We start from the raw sequence: 26,050 nt of genomic DNA, 5'->3' as shown, positions 1-26,050 counted from the left end.
TTGCTCGCGAAGGCGGCCGTGCAGTCAACAGTATCCAAACGATAAAACTCAATCTGCGCGGCCAATCATTCAAACCTGAAACCGCTGCACCATCGTGCGCAGTGAATTCGCCAGTTGCGACAGCTCGTGGCTGGACGCGCTGGTCTGGTCCGCGCCGGTGGCCGAGCGCACGGACAAATCACGGATATTGACCAGGTTACGATCCACTTCGCGGGCCACTTGCGCCTGCTCCTCGGCGGCGCTGGCGATCACCAGGTTGCGCTCGTGGATTTGATGCACCGACGCGGTGATGGTCTGCAATGCCTCGCCTGCCCGCTCCGCCATCGCCAACGTGGTCGCCGCGCGACTGGAACTGGCCTGCATGGAATCCAGCGCCTGGGTGGCGCCGTTGCGCATGCCCTGGACCATCTGCTCGATCTCCTGGGTCGATTGCTGCGTGCGATAAGCCAGCGCTCGCACTTCGTCGGCGACCACGGCAAAACCACGACCGCTCTCCCCCGCCCTGGCCGCTTCGATGGCCGCGTTGAGCGCCAACAGATTGGTCTGCTCGGCAATGGCCCGGATCACATCCAGCACCTTGCCGATGTCCTGGGACTGGCTCGCCAACGACTGCACCAGGCCACCGGTCACTTGTACATCACTGGCAAGCGCGCTGATGGCCTCGACGGTGTCGCTGACCCGCTCCTGGCCCAACGTCGCCGATTCGCTGGATTGGCGAGTGGCATCGGAGGTGGACACGGCGTTGCGCGCGACTTCTTCCACGGCAGTGGTCATTTCCGTGACGGCGGTGGCGGCCTGTTCGATTTCGTTGTTTTGCTGTTGCAGGCTCTGGGTGCTGTCGAGGGTGACGGCGTTCAGCTCATCGGCAGCGGTCGCCAGTTGTGTTGCCGAGCCGCTGATGCTCTGCAAGGTTTGCCGAAGGTTCTGTTGCATGGTCGCCAGAGCCTTGAGCAAGCGGCTCACTTCATCGTTGCCGTGGGTCTCGATAGGCCGGGTCAGGTCGCCCCGGGCCACGTTCTCGGCCGCATTCAACGCCTCGCCCAGAGGCTTGACGATGCTGCGCGTCAACAACATCGCCAGCACAACGGTGGCCAGGGCAGCCAGCACGACGAACAGGCTGACGATCATTCGCGAATTGACGTAATGCTCCTGGGATTTCTGGCTCTCGATGGACACTTGCTTGGAGAACAACTCCGCAAGGTCGTTGAGCTGCTTGCCCGAGCCATCCACCACGGTTTTCATGTCCACCAACAACAGCTTGATCAGTTCATCCCGACGGCCCTGCTCCGCCAGGATGAACGATTGCGCGATACCGGCACGGTAAGCGGCAAAGGTTTGCTTGAACTGATCATAGAGGGCCTTGCCTTCAGGCGTCACAACGAGCTTTTCGTACGCCGCGATTTTTTCGCTCAGTTCCTTGTCGCGCGTGTCCATTTGTCCGCGGTACACAGCAACGTTCTTCGGGTCCTGATCCAGGGCCATGCGCAGGGAAATGGTACGGATCCGCAGCATCCACTCGCGGATTTCGTCACCCCCGCGAATGCTCGGCAGCCATTGAGTCTCCACCGCGACCTCACTGTCGCGAATGCTCGACATCTGCCCCAACGCAAACACCCCGAGCAACGCCACCAACAGGGCGATCAAGGCAAAACCCAGCGCGGCACGGGGTGCGATATTCAATTGACGAAGAAACATAACGGGCGCCTTTCTTGTTGTTAGCCAAAAGTAAGGGCGTCGGTCCATGCCCTCTCGGCGGGTTATCGGCAGGTTGTACGACGACTTGATGCCATCGGCATTTTTCGCAGGCAAAAAAAATCCCCGTATCTTTCGATACGAGGATTTTCAATATGGTCGGGGTAAGGGGATTCGAACTCCTGACATCCTGCTCCCAAAGCAGGCGCGCTACCGGACTGCGCTATACCCCGGTAAAAAAAAGGCGACCCTTGCAAGTCGCCTTCCTCGATCAGCGCTTTTGGCCTCTGATCTTAAGATTCGATTCCAGCGAACTGGTTTCAAAAATGGTGGGTCGTGTGGGATTCGAACCTACGACCAATTGGTTAAAAGCCAACTGCTCTACCAACTGAGCTAACGACCCAAATATGGTCGGGGTAAGGGGATTCGAACTCCTGACATCCTGCTCCCAAAGCAGGCGCGCTACCGGACTGCGCTATACCCCGATTGAAATGGCTCCGTGACCAGGACTCGAACCTGGGACCCAATGATTAACAGTCATTTGCTCTACCGACTGAGCTATCACGGAACTGATATTTCAAGTTACTGCATTGAAGCTAGCTTCAACCTCTTCTACCCGTCTGCATCGCTGCGTTCGTGTGTCTGAGGCGCGCTATTCTACAATTTTCAAAACCTCTGTCAACCCCTTAAATTGCTTTCAAGACAATGATTTGCAACTTATTTTGGGTTCCCTCTCGCTGAGAAGTGACCCTGGGGGTGACGTACTGCGGGGCGCACTTTACAAGCCTTTTCCTTTGAGTTCAACGGCCTGATGAAAAAAATGGCCTTGCAAGGCAAGGCCATTTCCATCGTCGGCAGGGCCGGCCTTCAGTTGAAGACGATTTCGTCGTTCTCCACCGTACCGGTCACGGTTTCGCCCGGCATGAAGCGACCGGACAGAATCAACTGCGCCAGCGGGTTTTCGATCCAGCGCTGGATCGCTCGTTTGAGCGGCCGCGCGCCGTAGACCGGGTCGTAACCCACCGCGATCAGCTTGTCCAACGCCTCGTCGCTCAGTTGCAGCTTCAGCTCGCGCTCGGTGAGGCGGCTGCGCAGGCGCCCCAGCTGGATCTCGGTGATACCGGCGATCTGATCCCGGGCCAACGGCTCGAAGATCACCACTTCGTCCACACGGTTGATGAACTCCGGCCGGAAGTGCGTGGAGATCGCATCCATCACGGCGGCACGTTGCGCCTCGCGGTCACCCACCAATTCCTGGATCTGCGTCGAGCCCAGGTTGGAGGTCATCACGATCACCGTGTTGCGGAAATCCACCGTACGGCCATGGCTGTCGGTCAGGCGACCATCCTCCAGCACTTGCAGCAAGATGTTGAACACATCCGGGTGCGCCTTCTCGACTTCATCGAGCAGGATCACCGAGTACGGCTTGCGACGCACGGCCTCGGTCAGGTAGCCGCCCTCTTCATAACCGACATAGCCCGGTGGAGCGCCGATCAGCCGCGCCACGGAGTGCTTCTCCATGAACTCGGACATGTCGATGCGCACCATGGCTTCCTCGGTATCGAAGAGGAATTCGGCCAGCGCCTTGCACAATTCGGTCTTACCCACGCCGGTCGGGCCGAGGAACATGAACGAGCCACTCGGACGATTAGGGTCCGACAACCCGGCGCGGGACCGGCGCACGGCGTTGGACACCGCCACCACCGCTTCTTCCTGGCCGATCACACGCTGGTGCAACAGACTTTCCATCTTCAATAGCTTGTCGCGCTCGCCTTCGAGCATCTTCGAGACCGGAATGCCGGTCCACTTGGACACCACTTCGGCGATTTCTTCCTCGGTGACCTTGCTGCGCAGCAACTGGTTTTCGCTCTTGCCGTGCTGGTCGACCATCTGCAGGCTGCGCTCCAGGTCCGGGATCACCCCATACTGCAGCTCGGCCATGCGGTTGAGGTCGCCTTTGCGGCGGGCCGCTTCCAGTTCCTGGCGGGACTGTTCGATCTTCTGCTGGATCTGCGCCGAACCCTGGACTTCGGCTTTTTCCGAATTCCAGATCTCCTCGAGGTCGGAGTATTCACGCTCATGACGAACGATTTCTTCCTGCAACCTTTCCAGGCGTTTCTTCGCCGCTTCGTCGCTTTCCTTCTTCAAGGCCTGGGACTCGACCTTGAGCTGAATCAGGCGCCGCTCCAACCGATCCAGCACTTCCGGCTTGGAGTCGATTTCCATGCGGATACGGCTGGCGGCCTCGTCGATCAAGTCGATGGCCTTGTCCGGCAACTGGCGGTCGGTGATATAGCGATGGCTGAGCTTGGCCGCCGCGATGATCGCGCCATCGGTGATCGCCACTTTGTGGTGGACTTCGTAGCGCTCCTTGAGGCCGCGCAAGATCGCGATGGTGTCTTCCTCGCTGGGCTCCTCCACCAGCACTTTCTGGAAGCGCCGCTCCAGGGCCGCGTCTTTCTCGATGTACTGGCGATATTCGTTCAGCGTGGTCGCACCGACGCAATGCAGCTCGCCGCGAGCCAGCGCAGGCTTGAGCATGTTACCGGCGTCCATCGAGCCTTCACCCTTGCCCGCGCCGACCATGGTGTGCAGCTCGTCGATGAACAGGATGATCTGGCCTTCCTGCTTCGACAGTTCATTGAGCAGAGCCTTGAGCCGTTCTTCGAATTCGCCGCGGTACTTGGCGCCGGCAATCAGTGCCCCCATGTCCAGGGACAAGAGTCGCTTGCCCCGCAGCCCATCGGGCACTTCGCCGTTGATGATGCGCTGGGCCAGGCCTTCGGCAATGGCGGTCTTGCCCACGCCAGGCTCACCGATCAGCACCGGGTTGTTCTTGGTACGACGTTGCAGCACCTGGATGGTGCGGCGAATTTCATCGTCGCGACCAATCACCGGGTCGAGCTTGCCTTCCTCGGCGCGCTTGGTCAGGTCGACGGTGTATTTATCCAGGGCCTGGCGGGCTTCCTCGTGGTTCGGATCGTTGACCGCATCGCCGCCACGCAGGTTATTGATGGCATTTTCCAGGGCTTTCTTACTCACACCCTGGCCGAGTAACAATTTGCCGAGCTTGCTGTTCTCGTCCATCGCGGCGAGCAGGACCAACTCGCTGGAGATGAACTGGTCGCCCTTCTGCTGGGCCAGGCGATCGGCCTGGTTGAGCAGCCGCGCCAGATCCTGGGACATGTTCACGTCGCCGGTGGGGTTCTGGATCTTGGGCAGTTGGTCGAGTTCCTTGGCCAACTCTTTGCGCAGGCTGTTGACGTCAAAGCCCACCTGCATCAGCAGTGGCTTGATCGAGCCGCCCTGCTGTTCGAGCATGGCTTGCATCAAGTGCGCCGGTTCGATACCGGGATGGTCCAGGCCGACGGCCAGGGACTGGGCATCGGACAGCGCCAATTGCAATTTGCTGGTTAAACGATCAATACGCATGGGTCACCTTCCTAATGAGCAGGCCGGACCTAGAGAAACATCCTGAATGAAGAAACCTGCCAGATACCGTTATAGATGTGGTCGATTCTGGAAGATTCAAGCAGCGCGCTGTTGATACAGATCAGGGGAGTCTAGCGTTCAAGCCAGATCAGGGAGGCGAAACGACCGGTGCGGGGATTGCGCCGGTAGGAATAGAAGCGAGGATCGGTCACGGTGCACAAACCGCCACCATAGACGGCTGTTACGCCGCGTGCCGCCAGGCGTAGCCGTGCCAACGCGTAGATATCGGCGAGAAATTTGCCGGCATTGGGGCTTGGCGCAAAGGCCTGGTCCGCCGAAGGCAGATGGGCTATGAAGGCTTCGCGCACTTCCGGGCCGACCTCAAAGGCTTGCGGGCCAATGGCCGGGCCGAGCCAGGCGAGTATCTCTTCGCTGGGTTGCTGCAGGCTGTCGAGCGTAGCTTCCAGCACACCGTTGGCCAGCCCCCGCCAACCGGCATGGGCTGCCGCGACATGGGTGCCGGCACGATTGCAGAACAATACCGGCAGGCAATCCGCCGTCATCGCCGTGCAAGCGATGCCCGGCGTGGCGCTCCAACTGGCATCGGCAGTGACGACCCGAGTCGGATCAGCCTCGACCACGTCAATTCCATGGACTTGCTGCAACCAGGCCGGACGCATGACGAACCGATCAGTGAGGCGACGACGGTTTTCGGCAACAGCCGTAGGGTCGTCGCCCACATGATCGCCCAGGTTGAGGCTGTCGAACGGCGCCTGGCTGACGCCGCCCTCGCGGGTGGTGACGCAGGCCTTGACCCGGGCCGGCGCGGGCCAGTCGGGTATCAGCCAGTCGTTCATCCGATGAACGCCTCGCGGTCCTGCTTCAGCAAGGTCAGCAGCCAGACGAAATCATCCGGCAACGGCGACTCCCAGCTCATGCGCTTGCCGGTCGTCGGGTGATCCAGTTCGAGGAAACGTGCGTGCAGCGCCTGGCGCGGGAAATTCTTCAGCGATTCGACCATGGTCTGGCTGGCAGCCGGCGGAATGCGGAAGCGACCACCGTAGGCCGGGTCGCCCACCAACGGGAAGTTGATGTGGGCCATGTGCACGCGAATCTGGTGGGTCCGACCGGTTTCCAGCTTGACCCGCACGTGGGTATGGGAACGGAAACGCTCCAGCACGCGGTAATGACTGACCGCCTGCTTGCCGCCTTCCATCACCGCCATGCGCTGGCGCTGCTGGCCGTGGCGACCGATCGGCGCGTTGATCTTGCCACCCGCGGTGACCACGCCGATCACGATGCATTCATAGATGCGGCTGACACTGCGGCTTTGCAACTGCGTGACCAGTTGTGTCTGCGCCTGGATGGTCTTGGCGACCACCATCAGGCCGGTGGTGTCCTTGTCCAAACGATGCACGATACCGGCGCGGGGGACATTGACGATGTCCGGCACGTGGTGCAGCAAGGCGTTCAGCAGGGTGCCATCGGCATGACCGGCCGCCGGGTGCACCACCAGGCCCGCGGGCTTGTTGATCACCAGGATGTCGTCATCTTCATAGACGATGTCGAGGGCGATGTCTTGGGCGACCCATTCTCCCTGGGCCTCCTGCTCGGCGGTCAGCTCGAGGATGGCGCCGCCATGGACGATGTCGCGCGGACGGATGACCGCCCCGTCCACCGTCAGGCGGCCGTCCTTGATCCAGGCGGAAAGGCGCGAGCGCGAGTGCTCTGCGAAGAGTTGGGCGGCGACTTGATCGAGGCGTTGGCCGCCCAAATCGGACGGCACCTCTGCGCGAAGTTCTATTTTATCGGACATGCTCGGACTGGGCGTCGGCACAGCCTTTGGTTTCGGCTGCGCGCTTGTGGTTAAATACGGCGTCTTTTGCCCCGAGGCTTTTCAACGGGGCGCTCATCATAACAGGACGGCCCCGCCCAAGACAGCGGCCGTCATAGGGACGCAAGCCGCCATGCAAGTGAAACACCTGCTGCTGATCGCCATCCTCGCATTGACTGCTGCTTGCTCGTCGAAGGAAGTCGTAGACGAAAACCTGAGCGAAGTCGAACTGTACCAACAGGCGCAGAACGACCTGGACAACAACAGCTATACCAGCGCCACCGCCAAATTGAAGGCGCTGGAGTCGCGGTATCCGTTCGGTCGCTACGCCGACCAGGCGCAACTGGAGTTGATCTACGCCAACTACAAGAACGCCGAGCCGGAAGCGGCCAAGTCCGCCGCCGAGCGCTTCATTCGTCTGCACCCGCAGCACCCGAACGTCGATTACGCCTACTACCTCAAGGGCCTGACCTCCTTCGACCAGGACGTCGGCCTGCTGGCGCGCTTCCTGCCGCTGGACATGACCAAGCGTGACCCGGGCGCCGCGCGCGACTCCTACAACGAGTTCGCCCAGCTGACCAGCCGCTTCCCCAACAGCCGCTACTCGCCTGATGCCAAGCAGCGCATGATCTACCTGCGCAACCTGCTGGCTTCCTACGAAATCCACGTGGCCGACTACTACCTGACCCGCCAGGCCTACGTTGCCGCCGCCAACCGTGGCCGCTATGTGGTGGAAAACTTCCAGGAAACCCCATCGGTGGGCGACGGCCTGGCGGTGATGACCGAAGCCTACCAGCGCCTGCACCTGGATGAGCTCGCGGCCACCAGCCTGGAAACCCTGAAGCTGAACTATCCGGACCACCCTTCCCTGGTCGACGGCCAGTTCACGCCGCGCGTCGATGAGGCGGACAACCGTTCGTGGCTGAGCAAGGCGACCCTGGGCATGATCGAATCCCGTCCGCCGCTGCCGCCGGGCGAAACCCGCGCCAACCAGGACGTACAGCGCCAGTTCCAGGACGCCAAGGAAGCCATTCCGAACGAGCTCAAGCCAAAGGACGAAAACGGCGACGTGATCGAAGAACCGGAGCCTGAGAACGAGTCCGGCGACCGCTCCTGGTTCAGCTACATGACATTCGGCCTGTTCGACTGAGACTTGGCCTGACAAAAAAGGAGACCTGCGAGTCTCCTTTTTTGTGCCTGGGTTTTATTGCGCTGTGCGCCGTTCCAGTCCTTGGCTAAACTGCCTGATCTCTAGCCAAAAAGCCGCCCATCATGCTTCGTCTACTGTTCTGGATCGCCCTGATTGCCGCCGCGGTATGGTTCTGGCGCAAATTCAAGGCCAGCACTTCCGCGCCCAACGCAACCCGTGAACAGGACGCGCCGCCCATGGTTCGTTGCGCCCATTGCGGCGTGCACCTGCCACGGGATCGCGCATTGCCCCTCCAACAGCAATGGTATTGCAGCCAGGCTCACCTTGAGCAAGGCCCAGGCACTCGTGAGCGCTGAAGCCCCGCTCCCTCGCGTCAAACAGGCGCAGCGCCTGCTGCGTCTGTATCACCTGTACCGCCTCAGCATCGGCATCACCCTGGTGCTGCTGATTTCCAGCAACATGGATAACCGCCTGCTGGAGTTCGCCAACGACGATCTGCTGCGCAGCGGCAGCTGGTTATACCTGGTACTGAACATCCTGCTGGTGGTGTTCCTGGAAAACACCCGTCGTCCTGCCCAGTTGTTCGGCCTGGCCTTGACCGACGTCCTGTTGCTGTCGTGGCTGTTCTTCGTCGCGGGCGGCGCCCCCAGCGCCATTGGCAACCTGATCATCGTCTCGGTGGCGATCAGCAATACCTTGCTGCGCGGCCGGATCGGCCTGTTGATTGCCGCCGTCGCCACCCTGGGCATCGTTGGCTCGACGTTCGTGCTCGGTCTCAGCGATTCGAGCCGACCCAGCAGCTATCTGCAAGCAGGCACCCTGGGCGCCCTGTGCTTCGCCGCCGCGTTGCTGGTGCAACGCCTGACCCGACGACTGGAAGCCAGCGAAACCCTGGCCGAGCAAAAAGCCAGCGAAGTGCTCAGCCTCGAAGCCCTCAATGCGCTGATCCTGCAGCGCATGCGCACCGGCATCCTGGTCCTGGATCGCCAACGCAGAGTTCAGTTGGCCAACGAAAGCGCCTTGAACCTGCTGGGCATGCATGACCTGGTCGGCCAACGGATCGACGATTATTCCAGCGCCTTGGTCGAGCGATTGCAGGGGTGGTTGAACAACCCCAGCCTGCGCCCGCAAAGCCTGACCATCAGCAGCACGGGCCTGACCCTGCAACCCAGCTTCATCGCCCTCGGGGCAGAGGATCAGCAACAGATCCTGATATTTCTCGAAGACCTGGCCCAGGTGGCCCAACACGCCCAGCAATTGAAGCTGGCATCGTTGGGGCGTCTCACCGCCGGTATCGCCCATGAAATCCGCAATCCGCTGGGGGCAATCAGCCACGCCGCGCAATTGCTGCGCGAGTCCGAGGAACTGAACGACGCGGACCGGCGTCTGACGCAGATTATTCAAGATCACTCCCAACGAATGAATCGCGTCATCGAAAACGTCCTGCAACTGTCCCGTCGCCAGCAAACCGCCCCCCAACGCCTGGATCTGCGTAGCTGCCTCGAGCAATTCGTCCGGCAGGCCCGCGAAAGCGCGGAAGGACACCAACAACTGCACCTGAGCATCGACCCCGGCGACTACATCACGCTCATGGACCCCGACCAACTGACCCAAGTGCTCGACAACCTGTTGCGCAACGCCTGGCGCCACAGCGCGCTGGCCCATGACAAGGCCGAGGCCTGGTTGAAGCTGTTCATCGATCCCCATAGCCAACTGGCCACGCTGGACATCATCGACAACGGCCCTGGCGTAACGCCGGACCAGCAGGCGCACCTGTTCGAACCTTTTTTCACCACCAGCAGCCAAGGCACCGGCCTTGGGCTCTATCTGTCCCGTGAGCTGTGCGAAAGCAACCAGGCCCGCCTAGACTTCAAACCACGCCAAGGCGGCGGTTGCTTCCGCATCACCTTTGCTCACGGACGGAAACAGATTTGAATACACGCTCACGGCAACGAATCCTGATCGTCGATGACGAGCCGGACATCCGCGAACTCCTGGAGATCACCCTGGGCAGGATGAAACTCGACACCCGCAGCGCCAAGAATCTCAGCGAGGCCCAATCCCTGCTGGCGGCCGAAGCCTTCGACCTGTGCCTGACCGACATGCGCCTGCCCGATGGCACGGGCCTGGAGCTGGTCAAACATATCCAGCAACGGTATTCCCAACTGCCCGTGGCGATGATCACCGCCTATGGCAGCCTGGAAGTCGCCATCGATGCCCTCAAGGCAGGCGCCTTCGATTTCCTGACCAAGCCAGTCGATCTAGCTCGCCTGCGGGAATTGGTCGGCAGCGCCCTGCGCCTGTCACCGGGCACCACGCCCGGCGCGACCGTCGAACGCGTTCTACTGGGGGATTCGCCGCCGATGCGCGGCGTGCGCAAGCAAATCGAAAAACTGGCCCGAAGCCAGGCGCCGGTCTATATCAGCGGCGAGTCGGGCTGTGGCAAGGAATTGGTCGCCCGCCTGATCCATGAACAAGGGCCGCGCGCCAGCCAGCCTTTCGTGCCGGTCAACTGTGGGGCAATTCCCACTGAACTGATGGAAAGCGAGTTTTTCGGCCACCGCAAAGGCAGCTTCAGCGGCGCCATCGAAGACAAACCCGGGTTGTTCCAGGCCGCCCACGGCGGGACGCTGTTCCTCGACGAAGTGGCCGACCTGCCGCTGGCGATGCAGGTCAAGCTCTTGCGCGCCATCCAGGAAAAAGCCGTGCGCGCCGTCGGCGGCCAGCAGGAAGAAGTGATGGACGTGCGAATTCTCTGCGCCACTCACAAAGACCTCGACGCCGAAGTCGCGGCCGGGCGCTTTCGCCAGGATCTGTATTACCGACTGAACGTCATTGAACTGCGCGTCCCGCCCCTGCGCGAACGTCGTGAAGATATCGAGCCGCTGGCCAACTACATGCTCCAGCGCCTGGCCGCGAGCACCGGTAACCCGGCGGCGAAGCTGCATCCTGCGGCACTCGATGCCCTGCGCAATTACCGCTTCCCCGGCAACGTGCGGGAGCTGGAGAACATGCTGGAACGGGCCTATACCCTTTGCGAACACCATCAGATCGAGGCCGATGACCTGCGCCTTGCCGAGAGCAACGTGGCTGGCGATGTGGCTAACCCGGATCTGGTGCGGGTCGACAACCTGGAGGATTACCTGGAAGACGTCGAACGCAAGGTTATCCTCCAGGCGCTTGAAGAGACCCGCTGGAATCGCACGGCGGCGGCACAGCGGTTGAAGTTGTCGTTTCGGTCGATGCGGTATCGGTTGAAGAAGTTGGGGTTGGATTGAGTGATCATCGAGATTTAGCTCAATCAGAGCCGGAGCCGTACAAAACTTTGTGGCGAGGGGATTTATCCCCGCTGGGCTGCGAAGCGGCCCCCAAACTCACATATCGGTGCATCAGGTTGATCGAGTTGTTGCTTTTGGGGCTGCTGCGCAGCCCAGCGGGGATAAATCCCCTCGCCACGGAACAGTATTTCTACCCGACGATTTCTCTAGCCCACCGGCACCTGCTCATCCAGCACACGATTGGCGAGCAGTTCACCCAGTTCAATCAGTTGCTGTACGCCCAGGGCAATTTGTCGTCGTGAGCCTTCAAGGTCGAAGGCCAGGTCGCTGATGGTGGCGTTGGCTGAGGCCAGGGTTTCGCTGAGGTTGGTGAGGAGGGATTCGGTGTCAATGCCCTCCGCGACGGTGAATAGTTGGTTCGGAGCTGGTTTCTTTTGGGTTTCAGGTTTTGGATCAAGGTAAGAGTCAATGGTGCGTTTGGTGGCTTCATTGAGCTGGGGGTGGTCAGGATCGTTCTGTGTTGATGAATGATCTGTTTCGGGGGGATTGGGTGTAACTTTGACCATTTTGCATCTCCAAGTTTTTGGAGCTGTCACCGGTCGCCGCGACGCGATTGGAGGTGGCAGCTGTACGCAGGTTCGCGGACCGAGAACTTGAAAACCCGGCATACCCGAAGGTATCCCACGCACAGCCAGCCATGACACAACGACAGGTACCGGAGCACCGTCGTCGGCTGGAATTATGCACCAAGTTAGCGGGCCGCGACGCCCGGACGCTGAATTGGCAGCGACGGGGAAAGGTTAACGAGAGTTCTTCTCACACGGCAACCGCCAGAACTCGTCGGAAAATTCGGCTTGAGTCCGGGGGTTGTCCGACCATTCCCACAAAGGCTGGCTGGGAGGCGGTGTGTATATCCGTTTCTGCGGTAACGGCTGCTTAGGGTTCCGCTCTTACAGCGGGTCACTTTTGGAAGAGCGCCAAAAGTAACCAAAAGCGCTTTGCCCCACCACTCGGCACCTCGCCTAGGCTCGGTGTGCCCTCACTCCTGCATTGCTCCGTGGGCCCGCCGCGATGGGCCATCCATGGCCCTGCGCGGCTATCCCGGCATCCATGCCGGGATGCCCACTGCGCAATGCCTGCGTTCGGCCAGCGTGGTTTAACGGGGCGCCAAGATCAAGATCAAGATCAAGATCCAAAGCAAGAGCAAGAGCGCGGCGTCAGCCAGGATTTATTTAGCTGAACCACCGCTTTCGCGAGCAGGCTCGCTCCCACATGGTTTTGCAGATATTCACACATCTGCACACAACCCAAAAACCTGTGGGAGCGAGCTTGCTCGCGAAGAGGCCGGCACATTCAACATCTTCATCGATTGTGAGAATGCTTTCGCGAGCAAGCTCGCTCCCACAATTGGGTCTGAGTATAGGTGCAGTATCAAAACCGAACCTTACAACCGCCCCGCCGAGCGCATAAGGCACAGGGTCAATCACCGGCTCCCGCCCCAACATCACATCCACAAACAACCGACACGAAGCCGGCGCCAGCACCAGCCCATTGCGATAATGCCCACAGTTCAACCAAAGCCCCGCAAACCCCGGCACTTCGCCGATATAAGGAATCCCCTCCGGCGACCCGGGCCGCAACCCCGCCCAATGCCCTACCACCTCGGCATCGGCAAGCTCGGGAATAAGCGCCACCGCCGAAGCCTTGAGGCTTTCCAGCGCGACATCGGTCGGGGTCTTGTCAAAGCCCTCGCGCTCCAGCGTACTGCCGACCAGGATGTGCCCATCACGACGCGGGATCGCGTAGCGCCCCTTGGCCAGGACCATGCTCGACAGAAAATCCTCCGCGCATTTGTACAGGATCATCTGCCCTTTAACCGGCTCGACCGGCAGCTTCAAGCCCAGCGTCTTGAGCAGCTCGCCACTCCAGGCGCCAGCGGCCAATACCACTTGGTCGCCGCGAACCTCACCAGCAGAACTATTCACCCCCACCACACGCTCACCGTCGCGAATGAATCCGCTGACTTCACAGTGTTCGTGAAGCGTGACATTGGGCATCGCCAGCAAGGCCGCCTTGAGGGATTTCACCAGCCGGGGATTACGCACGTTAGCCACATCGGCCATGTAGATCGCCCGGGAAAATCCCGAACCCAGCACCGGGACCGCATCGTGGACCTCCGAGATATCCACAGCCCGCAGCGGGCGCCCTTCCCGTTTGGCCCAGGCCAGCGCTTCTTCCTGGTCGTCGAGGTCCAGCCAATACAGCCCGGTGACATGCACCTGCGGATCAATGCCCGTAGCGGCGAACAAGCGCTCGCCCAGTTGTGGATAAAAATCCTGCGACCAATGGGCCAACGCGGTAACCGCCGGGCTATAGCGCCAGGGATAAAGGGGCGAAACGATACCGCCACCCGCCCAGGAGGCCTCCTGACCGACGCCGGAGCGATCCAGCAGCACCACGCGCTGCCCTTCCGAAGCGAGGTTGAATGCGGTCAGCAGGCCAATGACTCCGCCGCCGACAATCACCATTTGCTGTTGCCTGGTCATGTTCTGTTTCGACTCATAAGACAATGGACGCAAACTACGTCCGGAAAAAATCAGCGGCCCCAGCAATCCTTGGCGGTCACGCCAGCGGCGGCGTTCTCCACATTTCGTACGCCGGTATTGGTGATCACGAAGTCACCACATTTGTCCGCCGCCATGGGCGAGCCGCCCTTGCGCACTGCCTTCAAGATGAAGCTCTGGTCCGTCAGCGTCGTCGGAGTAATGGTGTACGAATCATTACCGGCGCTCAGGCCAGTCGCGTTGGTGTAGGCGTTGTTCCTCGAGTAGTAGCGCTCGAGGATCTGCGCCTGCTCCGACAACAGCGAGGCGATCTCGGTGCGCCGGGCCTTTTTCATGTATTCGGTCAGGCTCGGATAGCCGACGGTGATCACAATACCGATGATCGCGATGACGATCATGATTTCGATCAAGGTGAAACCTCGGTTGGATTTGTGCATGCCTTACCTCACTGTATTTGCCGCCACATGATACGACGGCTGCCACCGACGGACTTGGTCAGCAGGTCTGTGATACCTCCACCGGAGTCATTCACGACCATGTTGGTTGCCCCATTGGCGCTGACGACGGCACTCAAGGTCGGTATCCCGCCCGTGAACACCACGCCAGCGGAAATCGTGTCGAGGGTATTGATCGAACCATCGTTATTGGTATCGAGCACCGCATAGTTGAGCATCTTACCGTTGAACGCATCCACTTCGATCAGCTTGCCGGTACCGAAGCTGGCGCACGGGTCGGTGGTATCAACGGCGGCGGTCGTGAAGACAACACGCCCGAGCACCAGGCTGGCTGGGTTGATGACCCGCTCCCCGGTCAAGGCGTTGTTGTACACCAGCGGCAAGTACCAGCCCTTCTTGGTGGGATAGGCGACATCGGTCTGACTGGTGGTCACGAACTGCCCCGTCGTCCCGGAAAAAATATTGGTGATCGATTGGGCCTGAAGGCTCGCCACGGTGATTTGCCCCCCGCCGCCGATCGCATCCCAGATCGAATAGAACCCTTGCAGGTCCTTGTTGAGCTTGTCGGCCGATTCGTTGAACTTGCCAGTGCCGAAAAATACCTGGATGCCGCCTTGGGGATTGTCCGCCAACAAAGGCTGCGCAGTGATCGGCTGGGTAGCCCCACCAGGGGCGGTAAACAATGGCTGGCCAGCAAACGCCAGGCCCCAGGTGGTCGGGGAGGTGCCACTGAGGTCGAACTTCCACATCCGCCCTTTCAAGTCACCGCCGTAGGCGGCTTGCACCACGTTCTGGGAATTGACCCGCAGCTTGACCGACGACAGGCCGTTATCGGTTTCGCTGCTGTTGACGACAATTTTGCGAATCAGCGAACCGTCGCGAATGTCCACCACGTACAACGCCGCCACGCCGCTATTGCTGCCATAGCCGTTGGAGATGAACGCGGCCCAGCGACCGTCCGCCAGGCGCGCCACTTCAGGCCGTGCGTAGGCGTAGCCCAGGTCGTTGAAGGGATGGCCCGTGTTGGCGATGGCTGGAGCGCTGACTTCCCAAAGTGCCCGGATCGCGTTACCCGCCGACGCATCGAACAATTGCACCGCATAAAACGCCCGGCCACCGGCACCGGTGCCGCCCAGGGCGAGGGTTTTCCAGACGCTGCCCAGTTGCGCATCGAATACACCGACCTGCCCGTCCACCAAAAACTTGTGGCTCACGCCATTGATATAGGTGGGATCAGCGATCATCTCCAGCGAAGGCAGCACGCTCGACGGCATGTAGGCGTAGCGCCGGGTTCCATTCGTGCTGTTGATCACGCTGAAGAAACCGTCATTGCCGTTCACCACCAGGCTGGCGCTCATGTTTGTCGCCTTGGTCGCCAGGTAGGTGCTGTAGCTGGTGTCGCCCACCAGGTCCGAGGCGGTCTGGTCGTTGGGTGAGGCCAGCACCAACGGTGAGTTGATGATGTCGCCGAGCAAGACGCTGCGTACTTTCAAGCCCGTCTTGTTGGTGCCCTTGCTCCACTCCACCAGGTCGTTGCCGGTGATACCGGTGGGCAAGCCTTGGCTCAGGCTGGTCTGCTGGGCCGGCGAGAAGTTGCCGTAGGCCAGCGTGATCGGCACGTTGGTGGCGGTGTTCCAGGACTGATAGATCGGCGCCGTGGCGCCGGGCACGATGGCCGTGTCGGTGGTCCATTGCATCGCCGCCGTGTTGACCGTACCGGTCGAGGTAAAGCCGAACGCCTTGATGGTGCCACGCCAATCCTTGGGGTCGTAGGTGGTCTGGTAGTAACTGGAGGTGCTGGACAGCGTCGCGCCATTGCTGGTGCCGCCGCCCCCCGAGCCGGCCTTGGAGGTGATGTCGCTCAAGGCGGATGACAACGCGGAGTTCAGGCCCTCGCTGTCGGTGGCCTGGTAATACTTGCCCGCACCGTAGCGGGCCGCGTCGGACAACATCTGGTTGGTGGCGGTGAATCCGACGGTGTAGGTGTTGAGGTATTGGCGTCGGAAGTCGGCCGATTCCCAGCTTTTTCCGGTGACGTCGGTGCCGGTGGTGCGCATGTCGATGTCGAAGGCGAATTTGGCGATGTCGTCCAGGTAAAGCGTGTCGCCTTCGCCGTCACCCGCAGGATCGGCACCATCGTTAGTGCTGATGCCATCCCAGTTCGGCAAACGACTACCGCCCAACGGGTCATTGGTGGGGAACGTTCGGTCGTAGGTGGGCAGGCCATCGGTAATGACCACACCGAAATTCTTCTGGCATCGATACTGGATCGGGCTGGTGTAGGTGCTGGGTGTACCGTTGTAAAACGGCGCCATGCCTCGGAAATAGCGGGTGACTTCATAGTAACTTTCGGCCAGCGGGGTATTGGCAACGGCCCCCAAGGCATTGATGGCGTTGATCAGGGCAGTGTAATTGGCGTTGGCCTGGGTCTGGGTGACACTGCCGCTGACTGGCGACAAGTCGCTGATGGCCCGGGCGATATAGCCACCTGGACCGGAGTTGCTACTGTTGGGCGGGTTGAAAGTGGCAAGGCCGATGCGCAGGGCGCGGTTGTTGGCGACAAGATCAGTCGAGACATCCCGTGCCACGTTGACTCGGTAGTCGTTCGGAATCGTGCCAGTGGTGAAGTCCCGGCTGGAGCCGTTGGCCAGGGTCACCAAATACGCCAGGTACCTCGCGGTGTAACGAGTATTGCCACCGCCCACTGGATCTGGCAGTCGCAGACAGACGCGCCCGATACTGGCTCGATAGAAACCGTACCAGCCAGACGAGCAACCGCCCCGCAAAAGACTCACCAACAGGATGTTCGAATCGTCCAGGTCCAGCTCATATCGGTCATTGCAACTGCTGCTGGAGTTGCATGCAAATGTGCGCGTTTGCGTCGCAGCCGGATCAAACCCCGCCGCCCAGATAATGTTATTCATGCTCCCCGAGTCATCGATCAGCAGCATCACGTTGGGCGTCACCGCCGCCGCGCTCAACAGTGGCGATTCCGAAGGCGTGAAGCCATAGACCGGCGCCGCCAGGTAAAGGCTGAGCAACGCCCCCCACACCGCGCCCAGCAGCGCCCTAATATTTCGCATAGATGCTCTCCACCACGCTGCGCTGGTTGTTGCCCACCACAGCCACCGCGGTGATCCGGTACAGCGTTGCCGAGGTATTGATCGGCACGTTGACCGCCGTAAGCGTCGTGCCGATGTTCTGCACGCCATAAAACCCACCGGCGGCGGCCACCCAGAGCACGCCCGACGCCGAGTTGCGCCCTGCCACCGTTACCGTCGCCGACTCCGCCGGTGGCGCACATTGGGCCGTGGTGGTACAGACCGGCAATGAATACGTCTCGACCTGCACGGCGCTTTCTCCCACCCGCAGCGCAGCCTCGGCCAGCTGGAATGACTGGTTGCGCTGCATGACGCTGCTGGTCATTTTTTCCTGGAGCGTGGCGCTCTGCATGGACGAAAGGCCGATCAACGTCAGCAGCAACAAAAAGACCAGGCTGACCAGCAATGCCATGCCGCGCTGGCCGTGTCGGTGCCCTATCGAAATCATCGATCGCCCCTTCATAGCAGCCGGTTCCGCAAAGCGGCGACCACATTGAAGGTCTGGTCGCGCACGGTGTTCCGCGGATCGAACAGCGTCAGGGTCAGGCGTACGCTGCGGATCAGCGCCGGGTCGCTCGGGTTGGCGCTGTAGCTGGTGGCAGCGGTGTCCGTCGCACTGCCGGCCATGCCGAATGTCACGTTGAATGCCCGTACATTGTCCACCAGCACCGCCATGGTCGGAGTGCCGGGGCCTGTGCCCAGCAGTAGCTGATTGTTGTTGAAGCCGTAGATCAGTCGGCGAATCGGGAAGGCCAACTGACCCGTCGCGGGCGCACGGGCGTTGGAATAGGCCGTTGCCGAGGTGCGGCAATCGGAGACCACGGTCCAGGTCGGTGCGTTACCGCCACTGCCAATGTCCGCCGTCACCAGGGTCAACCTGCGGTTCGCGTTGTCCCAGCGGATCGGCGTGATCTGGCTGGCCGCGAAACTGTTATCCGTGGAAGCATCGATGACGGTCGCCAGGCAACCGAACATGCCGACCATGCGAATCTCCTGAACCATCTTGCTCAAGGCAAACCGTGCGTCCTCCTGCATGACGGCGGCAGCGTTCTGGCTGACGTAGGTGTTCTTCGCCGCGATGAAAACCTGCACGACGCCCAACACCACGATGAGGCTGATGACCAGCGCGATCATCAATTCGATCAGGCCGAAGCCGCGGCTGCGTCCGTTCATGGCGTCGCCGCCACCGGATCGACGGCGACACGGCTGGTCAGCACGAAGCTGCGCCGCGCCTCGGCCGCGTTGGTCGTGTTGGCGGCCCGGGCATCGTCCCAGGAAATGGTGATGGTGTAGACCCGCTGGTTCAGTGCCACAGTGCCCGTGGCGGTGGCGCCGCCGAAGGCGACGATGTTGGTCTTGAAGTCGTACAGGTCCTGGTCCCGGGCCACGTTGAGGTTGGGGGAGCCGGGTGGAGCGATGGTGTAGTCGGCGCCAGAATTGGCGCGGATGCGGTCCAGCAGGTCATAGGCAATGAAACTGGCCTGGCTGGTCATGCGCGAGCTGTCGGTGTATTTGAGCGCATTGAGCTGGATCATCGCCGCGCCCAGCAAGCCCACCCCGAGAATCAGCACTGCCACCAGCACTTCGATCAGCGTCATGCCCTCCTGCGCCTTTTTGCTGCAACCCTTCATCCGCAATTTCCATTCAATACGATTCGTCCATTGAGGCAAACATTCAGCGTCCGGCTTTGCGCCCCCCTTACGTAATTGAAGCTCACCGGCACGGCCAGGCCCGATAATCCGCCGAGGTTGTTGAAATCGATACTGGTCACCTCTGAGGTTAGCGTCAGAGTCGCGCCGCTGCCCATCGCTGGAACAACCCGCAATACATTCGGGTTGGGCGGATTGCCAGTGTTGTCATACACGATCAGTTCGCCGTTCCAGGCACCACCCTGCGTGGTCGGGCGAACGCGCGTGGTGATGCCACGGTTGATCGCTTCCATTCGGGCGAAGTTCAAGGCCCGCTGCAGGTCACCGATTTCGGTATCGGCCTTGGTGCTTTGCAGCGAACCGGTGAACGACGGTACCGCCATGGTAATCAGCAGCAGCATCACGCCAAGGGCCACCAGCACCTCGATCAGCGTGAAACCTTTTGTACGAAGATCCATCGATGCCCTCCGTTGCCGTCGGCTATACCTGCCATTACACGCTAGAACAAACCACCGCCGTGTGGGTGGTTGTTTCAATCAGGACGCCAGGATCGCGTCGTTTTCGTACTCCAGGGAGGAGACGTCATGTATCAACAAGGCTTCAGCCTGATCGAACTGCTCATCGGACTGGCAATTGCCGCAATTGTTCTGCCGTTGGCCAGTACAAGCTACACCCAACTGATCGAATCCATCGAACGCGAGGACACCGCGCAGCTACTGCTCAGCGGATTGCGCAGCGCCCGCAGTGAAGCCATCACGCGTAACTGCCGGGTGTTGATACACGCAATAGATAACGATTGGAGCAAAGGCTGGCGGATCATGCTGGACGACAAGGAGAAGACCTTGTTGAAGGAGCGCAGGAGCAGCGCTCGGGTAGTTGGCAACTCGACGGTCAAGCGCAGGATCAGGTTCGGCAGCCAGGGAGAGGCCCTGCATTCCAATGGCTCATTCCAGGCCGGCACGCTGCATGTGTGCGCCAAACGCCGGCCGGTCAGCCATCACCAAGTGATATTGGCGCCGTCCGGCCGCGTCCGCCTGGAAAGTATCGAGGCCGAGCAGGCCCTGTGTGCAAAAGGACTCAAAGCAGGGAGCGGACGCGCAGTTCCTTCGGCATCGAGAACGTGATGTTTTCCTCGCGACCGGCCAGCTCGTCAGCCCCGGTTGCACCCCAGGCCTGCAATTGCTGGATCACACCGCGCACCAGGACTTCCGGGGCGGAGGCACCGGCGGTAATGCCGATCCGCTCGACGCCGTCGAACCAGCTGCGTTGCATGTCTTCGGCGCCGTCGATCAGGTAGGCCGGGGTGGACATGCGCTCGGCCAGCTCACGCAGGCGATTGGAATTGGAGCTGTTCGGGCTGCCGACGACCAGGACCACGTCGCATTCGTCGGCCAGTTGCTTGACCGCGTCCTGACGGTTCTGGGTCGCGTAGCAGATGTCGTCCTTGCGCGGTCCGCCAATGGCCGGGAAGCGCGAACGCAAGGCGTCGATGACGCGACTGGTGTCATCCATGGACAGGGTGGTCTGGGTGACGAAAGCGAGTTTTTCCGGGTTGCGCACCTGCAGGGCCGCCACGTCTTCCTCGTCCTCGACCAGGTAGATGGCGCCGCCGTTGCTGGCGTCGTACTGGCCCATGGTGCCTTCGACTTCCGGGTGGCCCTCGTGGCCGATCAGGATGCATTCGCGACCGTCGCGGCTGTAGCGTGCGACTTCGATATGGACCTTGGTGACCAGCGGGCAGGTGGCGTCGAAGACTTTCAGGCCTCGGCCGGCGGCTTCGGTACGCACCGCCTGGGAAACGCCGTGGGCGCTGAAGATCACGATGACGTCGTCCGGCACCTGGTCCAGTTCCTCGACGAAAATAGCCCCGCGGCTGCGCAGGTCCTCGACGACGAACTTGTTGTGCACCACTTCATGGCGCACGTAGATCGGCGGCCCGAACACTTCCAGGGCGCGGTTGACGATTTCGATCGCCCGGTCCACGCCGGCGCAGAAGCCACGGGGGTTGGCGAGTTTGATTTGCATGCTGTGCCTCGTGTCTTGCGCGCAAGAGATTGAATCAATGCAATCCAGTGTGGGAGCGAGCTTGCTCGCTCCCACAGTGAATCGGGTGGCAGCAGGAACTGCCTGTTAAATCCTAAACCGCCTTGACCTCAAGAATTTCCACTTCGAAATTCAAGGTCTTGCCCGCCAGTGGATGATTGAAATCAACGGTCACCTGGGCATCGTCAAATGCCTTAACCACACCCGGCAATTCGGTATTGGCCGCGTCATTGAAGATCACCAGCAAGCCCTCCGACAGTTCCATGTCCTGGAATTGCGAGCGTGGCATGGTCTGCACGTTTTGCGGGTTGGGCTGACCAAAGGCATTTTCCGGCGGAACGACCACGGTTCGCTTGTCGCCGGCCTTGAAACCGAAGATTGCCGCTTCGAAACCGGGCAGCAGGTTGCCGTCGCCGACCTTGAACACCGCCGGAGCCTTGTCGAAGGTGCTGTCAACGGTGTCGCCGTTTTCCAGGTGCAGGGCGAAGTGAAGCTTCACTTCGGTGTTTTGAGCGATACGCTGCTCAGTCATGGACGGCTTCTCCGGTTTTCTTGCTCTTGAACATATCCAGGGCGAGCATCACGGCGCCCACGCTGATGGCGCTGTCGGCAAAGTTGAACGCCGGGAAATACCAGCGGTTCTGCCAATGCACCAGGATGAAATCGATCACATGGCCCAAGGCAATCCGATCGTAGAGGTTGCCCAACGCGCCGCCGAGGACCAGCGCCAGCGCCACGGCCAGCCAGGTTTCGTCACGCCCCAGGCGCTTGAGCCAGACCACCAGCACGGCACTGACCACCACGGCAATCAGCGCGAACAGCCAGCGCTGCCAGCCCGAACTGTCGGCCAGGAAGCTGAACGCCGCGCCAGTGTTGTAGGCCAGGGTCCAACTGAAGTAGTCGGGAATGACCACGATCTGCTGGTACATGGTCAACGCGTTCTCGAAGTAGTACTTGCTGGCCTGGTCGATGACCAGCACCAGCAAGCTCAACCAGAGCCAGCCCAACCGACCGAAACGGCCCGCTGCATTAGGCATAGTGGCGAACCTCGCCGCTACCGCTGATGTTGTCGACGCAACGACCGCAGATTTCCGGATGCTCCGGGTTCACGCCGACGTCTTCACGGCAGTGCCAGCAACGGGCGCACTTGGTGTGGTTCGACTTGACGATCTTCAGCTTCAGGCCGCTGACTTCAGTGATCACCGCATCGGCCGGCGCCTGCACGAAAGGTGCAACGCTGGCGGTGGAGGTGATCAGCACGAAGCGCAGTTCGTTGCCCAGCTTGGCCAGGTCGGCGCTCAAGGCATCTTCGGCATAGAGGGTCACTTCGGCTTGCAGGTTGCCGCCGACGGCCTTGGCCGCCCGCTGGATCTCCATTTCCTTGTTGACCGCAGCCTTGACCGCCATCACGCGATCCCAATACGCACGGTCCAGCTCGAAGCCTTGCGGCAGTTCGGTCAGGCCTTCGTACCAGGTGTTGAGCATCACCGACTCGTTGCGCTCGCCCGGCAGGTATTCCCACAGTTCATCGGCGGTGAACGCCAGGATCGGTGCGATCCAGCGCACCAGCGCCTCGCTGATGTGGAACAGCGCGGTCTGGCAGGAGCGCCGGGCCTTGCTGTTGGCGCCGGTGGTGTACTGGCGATCCTTGATGATGTCGAGGTAGAAACCACCCAACTCCTGGACGCAGAAGTTGTGGATCTTGGAATACACGTTCCAGAAACGGTACTCGCCGTAGTGTTCTTGCAATTCGCGTTGCAGCAACAGGGTACGGTCCACGGCCCAACGGTCCAGCGCGAGCATGTCTTCGGCCGGCAGCAGGTCGGTGGCCGGGTTGAAGCCGGTCAGGTTCGAAAGCAGGAAGCGCGCGGTGTTGCGGATCCGCCGGTAGGCATCCGCGCTGCGTTGCAGGATCTGCTCGGAAACGGCCATCTCGCCGGAATAGTCGGTGGACGCCACCCACAGGCGCATGATGTCGGCGCCGAGGGTGTCGTTGACTTTCTGCGGCGCGATCACGTTGCCCAGGGACTTGGACATCTTGCGGCCGGACTCGTCGACGGTGAAGCCGTGGGTCAGCAGCTCGCGGTACGGCGCGTGGTTGTCGATGGCGCAACCGGTCAGCAAGGACGAGTGGAACCAGCCACGATGCTGGTCCGAACCTTCCAGGTACAGGTCGGCGCGCGGGCCGGTCTCATGACCCATCGGGTGCGAACCGCGCAGTACGTGCCAATGGGTGGTGCCGGAGTCGAACCAGACGTCCAGGGTGTCGCTGATCTTGTCGTACAGCGGTGCTTCGTCGCCCAGCAGCTCGGCGGCATCGAGCTTGAACCAGGCTTCGATGCCTTCGGCTTCGACGCGCTTGGCCACGATTTCCATCAGTTCGACGGTGCGCGGGTGCAACTCACCGCTTTCCTTGTTCAAGAAGAACGGGATCGGCACGCCCCAGTTACGCTGGCGGGAGATGCACCAGTCCGGACGGTTGGCGATCATCGAGTGCAGGCGCGCCTGGCCCCAGGCCGGCACGAACTGGGTTTCTTCGATGGCCTTGAGCGAACGCTGGCGCAGGGTGTCGCCGCTGGTGGGCTGCTTGTCCATGCCGATGAACCACTGCGCGGTGGCGCGGTAGATCAGCGGGGTCTTGTGGCGCCAGCAGTGCATGTAGCTGTGTTCGATGATGGTGGTGTGCAGCAACGCACCGACTTCGGTCAGCTTGTCGACGATGGCCGGGTTGGCTTTCCAGATGAACTGGCCGCCAAAGAACTCCAGCGACGGCACGTACACGCCATTGCTCTGCACCGGGTTGAGGATGTCGTCGTTGACCATGCCGTATTTCTTGCAAGTCACGAAGTCGTCGACGCCATAGGCCGGCGCGGAGTGGACCACGCCGGTGCCCGCGCCCAGTTCCACGTAGTCGGCCAGGTACACCGGCGACAAGCGGTCATAGAACGGATGGCGGAAATTGATCAGTTCCAGCGCCGACCCCGGAGCGGTGGCGATCACCGAACCTTCGAGGTTATAGCGGGCCAGGCAGGATTCGACCAGCTCTTCGGCCAGCACCAGTAGCTTGTCGCCAACGTCGACCAAGGCGTAGTTGAATTCCGGGTGGACGTTCAGCGCCTGGTTGGCCGGAATGGTCCACGGGGTGGTGGTCCAGATCACGATCGAGGCCGGCTTGGCCAGCTTGCCCAGGCCGAAAGCCGCGGCGAGCTTGTCTTCATCGGCGATAGGGAACGCGACGTCGATGGTCGAGGACTTCTTGTTCTCGTACTCGACTTCCGCCTCGGCCAGGGCCGAACCGCAATCGAAGCACCAGTTCACCGGCTTGAGGCCCTTGAACACGAAGCCGCCCTCGACGATTTTCGCCAGGGCACGGATTTCGCCGGCTTCGTTCTTGAAGTCCATGGTCTTGTATGGGTTGGCGAAGTCGCCCAGCACGCCGAGGCGGATGAATTCGGACTTCTGCCCTTCGATCTGCTCGGTGGCGTAGGCACGGCACAGCTCGCGGGTCTTGTCCGCGCCCAGGTTCTTGCCGTGGGTCACTTCGACCTTGTGTTCGATCGGCAGGCCATGGCAGTCCCAGCCCGGGACATACGGCGCGTCAAAACCCGACAGGGTCTTGGAGCGGATGATCATGTCCTTGAGAATCTTGTTCAGCGCGTGACCGATGTGGATGGTGCCGTTGGCGTACGGAGGGCCGTCGTGCAGGACGAACTTCGGACGATCCTTGCCAATCTCGCGCAACTTTCCGTACAGGCCAATGCTGTCCCAACGCTGCAGAATCTGTGGTTCGCGCTGAGGCAGGCCGGCCTTCATTGGGAAGGCGGTGTCCGGAAGGTTTAGCGTGGCTTTATAGTCGGTCATTTAAGGCTCTTCATTAGCGATTGGCGCTGGTTGCGACAAGGGCACGGGCGGCGGCGATATCTGCATGGATCGCCGTCTTGAGCGCCTCCAGAGAGGCAAAACGCTGCTCTTCACGCAGCTTCTGGTGGAAAACCACCGTCAAACGCCGGTCATACAGATCGCCGGCAAAATCCAGAATGTGTACTTCGAGATGGGCCTTGCCATCCCCCTGCACCGTAGGACGAACGCCAATGTTGGCGACGCCGGGCCAGGTCTTGCCGTCGATGTCGACACTCACCAGGAACACCCCGGTCAGCGGCACGCGACGGCGCTTGAGTTGCACGTTGGCCGTTGGCGTGCCCAATTGGCGCGCCAGCTTCTGCCCGTGCAGGATCCGCCCGGCAATCCGGTACGGCCGACCGAGCAAGCGCTCGGCCAATGCGAAGTCGGCAGCCGCCAGGGCGTTGCGGACCTGGGTGCTGCTGACGCGCAAACCATCCATCTCGACGGTCTGCGCCGCTTCGACGGTGAAGCCCCGGGCGACGCCGGTCTGTTGCAGGTAATCGAAATCGCCTGCCCGGTCGCAACCGAAACGGAAATCGTCACCGACTTCCAGATGCTTCACGTCGAGGCCATCCACCAGGATGGTATCGACGAATTCGGCGGCACTGAGCTGGCTCAGGCGCTGGTTGAAAGCCAGGCACAGGACCCGGTCGACGCCTTCGGCCGCAAGCAATTGCAGTTTGTCCCGCAACCGGGCCAGACGGGCCGGAGCGGTGTCCGGGGCGAAAAACTCCCGGGGCTGCGGCTCGAAGATCACCACGCAACTGGGCAGGCCCAATTCCAGCGCACGCTCGCGCAGCCGCGCCAGGATAGCCTGGTGGCCACGGTGAACACCGTCAAAGTTGCCAATAGTGGCGACACAGCCCCGATGCCGGGGACGCAGGTTGTGGAGGCCTCGAACCAGCTGCATAACGCGCTTCTTGCTCATAAAGTGGCCGATTATAACCAC

Annotated in this window: 21 protein-coding genes, 4 tRNA genes and 2 pseudogenes; 5 read left to right on the top strand and 22 right to left on the bottom strand. The window is 61.1% G+C overall.

The window, feature by feature from the left end; genetic code table 11:
• Window positions 1-69: 69 nt before the first annotated feature.
• The 9 genes and pseudogenes from AB4N42_RS07675 to rluD form a co-directional block, all read right to left on the bottom strand.
• Window positions 70-933, bottom strand: coding sequence for a methyl-accepting chemotaxis protein (locus tag AB4N42_RS07675; protein ID WP_410002289.1), 864 nt, complete (start codon window positions 931-933; stop codon window positions 70-72).
• Window positions 925-1,695 (bottom strand): annotated as a pseudogene (locus tag AB4N42_RS07670) (MCP four helix bundle domain-containing protein); the annotation flags it as partial. The pseudogene AB4N42_RS07670 and the gene AB4N42_RS07675, both read right to left, overlap by 9 nt.
• A gap of 153 nt (window positions 1,696-1,848) precedes the next feature.
• A tRNA-Pro gene (locus tag AB4N42_RS07665) sits at window positions 1,849-1,925 on the bottom strand.
• Between the two features lie 94 nt (window positions 1,926-2,019).
• Window positions 2,020-2,095: transfer RNA gene (locus tag AB4N42_RS07660), tRNA-Lys, on the bottom strand.
• Window positions 2,096-2,100: 5 nt separating this feature from the next.
• Window positions 2,101-2,177, bottom strand: a tRNA-Pro gene (locus AB4N42_RS07655).
• A 7-nt stretch (window positions 2,178-2,184) separates the two neighbouring features.
• A tRNA-Asn gene (locus tag AB4N42_RS07650) sits at window positions 2,185-2,260 on the bottom strand.
• Between the two features lie 299 nt (window positions 2,261-2,559).
• Window positions 2,560-5,124: an ATP-dependent chaperone ClpB gene (clpB, locus tag AB4N42_RS07645; RefSeq protein ID WP_181290028.1), complete on the bottom strand. Its 2,565-nt coding sequence runs from the start codon at window positions 5,122-5,124 to the stop codon at window positions 2,560-2,562.
• 131 nt (window positions 5,125-5,255) lie between these two features.
• A complete protein-coding gene (pgeF, locus tag AB4N42_RS07640) occupies window positions 5,256-5,981 on the bottom strand; it encodes a peptidoglycan editing factor PgeF (protein ID WP_460116042.1) in 726 nt (241 codons plus the stop codon).
• Window positions 5,978-6,940 carry a 23S rRNA pseudouridine(1911/1915/1917) synthase RluD gene (gene rluD / locus AB4N42_RS07635; RefSeq protein ID WP_030140267.1) on the bottom strand — a complete coding sequence of 321 codons (963 nt, stop codon included), beginning with the start codon at window positions 6,938-6,940 and terminating at the stop codon, window positions 5,978-5,980. Before rluD ends, pgeF begins: the two co-directional genes overlap by 4 nt.
• A gap of 151 nt (window positions 6,941-7,091) precedes the next feature.
• On the opposite strand from rluD, the gene AB4N42_RS07630 reads away from it, so the two are divergent.
• The 4 genes from AB4N42_RS07630 (at window position 7,092) to AB4N42_RS07615 (ending at window position 11,386) form a co-directional block, all read left to right on the top strand.
• The gene (locus AB4N42_RS07630) at window positions 7,092-8,108 is read left to right on the top strand and encodes an outer membrane protein assembly factor BamD (RefSeq protein WP_030140268.1); all 1,017 of its coding nucleotides are present in this window, start codon (window positions 7,092-7,094) and stop codon (window positions 8,106-8,108) included.
• 122 nt (window positions 8,109-8,230) lie between these two features.
• On the top strand, window positions 8,231-8,464 hold the full coding sequence (locus tag AB4N42_RS07625; RefSeq protein WP_030140269.1) for a PP0621 family protein: 234 nt from the start codon (window positions 8,231-8,233) through the stop codon (window positions 8,462-8,464).
• Entirely contained in the window at window positions 8,454-10,043 is a 1,590-nt protein-coding gene (locus tag AB4N42_RS07620) for a two-component system sensor histidine kinase NtrB (RefSeq protein ID WP_198798123.1), read from the top strand. The genes AB4N42_RS07625 and AB4N42_RS07620 overlap by 11 nt, the downstream gene beginning before the upstream one ends.
• Window positions 10,040-11,386: a sigma-54-dependent transcriptional regulator gene (locus AB4N42_RS07615; protein ID WP_030140271.1), complete on the top strand. Its 1,347-nt coding sequence runs from the start codon at window positions 10,040-10,042 to the stop codon at window positions 11,384-11,386. The genes AB4N42_RS07620 and AB4N42_RS07615 overlap by 4 nt, the downstream gene beginning before the upstream one ends.
• A gap of 206 nt (window positions 11,387-11,592) precedes the next feature.
• Here AB4N42_RS07615 and AB4N42_RS07610 read toward each other — a convergent pair whose 3' ends face one another.
• From AB4N42_RS07610 to AB4N42_RS07575, 8 genes and pseudogenes are all read right to left on the bottom strand, one after another.
• Window positions 11,593-11,952, bottom strand: coding sequence for a DUF6124 family protein (locus tag AB4N42_RS07610; protein WP_407684294.1), 360 nt, complete (start codon window positions 11,950-11,952; stop codon window positions 11,593-11,595).
• A gap of 882 nt (window positions 11,953-12,834) precedes the next feature.
• Window positions 12,835-13,932, bottom strand: a pseudogene (gene thiO / locus AB4N42_RS07605) (glycine oxidase ThiO); the annotation flags it as partial.
• A 50-nt stretch (window positions 13,933-13,982) separates the two neighbouring features.
• The gene (locus AB4N42_RS07600; RefSeq protein ID WP_198798121.1) at window positions 13,983-14,387 is read right to left on the bottom strand and encodes a type IV pilin protein; all 405 of its coding nucleotides are present in this window, start codon (window positions 14,385-14,387) and stop codon (window positions 13,983-13,985) included.
• An 8-nt stretch (window positions 14,388-14,395) separates the two neighbouring features.
• Window positions 14,396-17,488: a pilus assembly protein gene (locus AB4N42_RS07595; protein WP_460116041.1), complete on the bottom strand. Its 3,093-nt coding sequence runs from the start codon at window positions 17,486-17,488 to the stop codon at window positions 14,396-14,398.
• Complete coding sequence (locus AB4N42_RS07590; RefSeq protein ID WP_198798119.1) at window positions 17,475-17,954, bottom strand: pilus assembly PilX family protein; 480 nt, start codon at window positions 17,952-17,954, stop codon at window positions 17,475-17,477. The genes AB4N42_RS07595 and AB4N42_RS07590 overlap by 14 nt, the downstream gene beginning before the upstream one ends.
• 11 nt (window positions 17,955-17,965) lie before the next feature.
• Complete coding sequence (locus AB4N42_RS07585) at window positions 17,966-18,679, bottom strand: PilW family protein (RefSeq protein ID WP_217860370.1); 714 nt, start codon at window positions 18,677-18,679, stop codon at window positions 17,966-17,968.
• Window positions 18,676-19,137 carry a type IV pilus modification protein PilV gene (gene pilV, locus AB4N42_RS07580; RefSeq protein ID WP_217860371.1) on the bottom strand — a complete coding sequence of 154 codons (462 nt, stop codon included), beginning with the start codon at window positions 19,135-19,137 and terminating at the stop codon, window positions 18,676-18,678. Before pilV ends, AB4N42_RS07585 begins: the two co-directional genes overlap by 4 nt.
• Window positions 19,134-19,613 carry a GspH/FimT family pseudopilin gene (locus AB4N42_RS07575; protein ID WP_431144474.1) on the bottom strand — a complete coding sequence of 160 codons (480 nt, stop codon included), beginning with the start codon at window positions 19,611-19,613 and terminating at the stop codon, window positions 19,134-19,136. Before AB4N42_RS07575 ends, pilV begins: the two co-directional genes overlap by 4 nt.
• Before the next feature lie 126 nt (window positions 19,614-19,739).
• Here AB4N42_RS07575 and AB4N42_RS07570 point away from each other — a divergent pair, with 126 nt between their 5' ends.
• The gene (locus AB4N42_RS07570; protein ID WP_030140279.1) at window positions 19,740-20,279 is read left to right on the top strand and encodes a GspH/FimT family pseudopilin; all 540 of its coding nucleotides are present in this window, start codon (window positions 19,740-19,742) and stop codon (window positions 20,277-20,279) included.
• Here the strand turns inward: AB4N42_RS07570 and ispH are convergent.
• The 5 genes from ispH to ribF all read right to left on the bottom strand — a co-directional run bounded on the left by ispH (window position 20,233) and on the right by ribF (window position 26,011).
• Window positions 20,233-21,180: a 4-hydroxy-3-methylbut-2-enyl diphosphate reductase gene (ispH, locus tag AB4N42_RS07565; RefSeq protein ID WP_030140280.1), complete on the bottom strand. Its 948-nt coding sequence runs from the start codon at window positions 21,178-21,180 to the stop codon at window positions 20,233-20,235. The two genes, AB4N42_RS07570 and ispH, sit on opposite strands and share 47 nt — an antisense overlap.
• Window positions 21,181-21,292: 112 nt before the next feature.
• Window positions 21,293-21,730, bottom strand: coding sequence for an FKBP-type peptidyl-prolyl cis-trans isomerase (fkpB, locus tag AB4N42_RS07560; RefSeq protein WP_030140281.1), 438 nt, complete (start codon window positions 21,728-21,730; stop codon window positions 21,293-21,295).
• On the bottom strand, window positions 21,723-22,235 hold the full coding sequence (lspA, locus tag AB4N42_RS07555) for a signal peptidase II (protein WP_198798117.1): 513 nt from the start codon (window positions 22,233-22,235) through the stop codon (window positions 21,723-21,725). Before lspA ends, fkpB begins: the two co-directional genes overlap by 8 nt.
• Window positions 22,228-25,059 (bottom strand): isoleucine--tRNA ligase, encoded by a 2,832-nt coding sequence (gene ileS / locus AB4N42_RS07550; protein WP_460116040.1) that lies wholly within the window; start codon window positions 25,057-25,059, stop codon window positions 22,228-22,230. The genes lspA and ileS overlap by 8 nt, the downstream gene beginning before the upstream one ends.
• 13 nt (window positions 25,060-25,072) lie before the next feature.
• Window positions 25,073-26,011, bottom strand: coding sequence for a bifunctional riboflavin kinase/FAD synthetase (ribF, locus tag AB4N42_RS07545; RefSeq protein WP_198798115.1), 939 nt, complete (start codon window positions 26,009-26,011; stop codon window positions 25,073-25,075).
• Window positions 26,012-26,050: the final 39 nt, after the last annotated feature.

This window comes from Pseudomonas sp. H2_D02 (assembly GCF_054677635.1).
The sequence above is the reverse complement of the archived record's forward strand: the minus strand, read 5'-3'. Positions and strand labels throughout refer to the sequence as shown.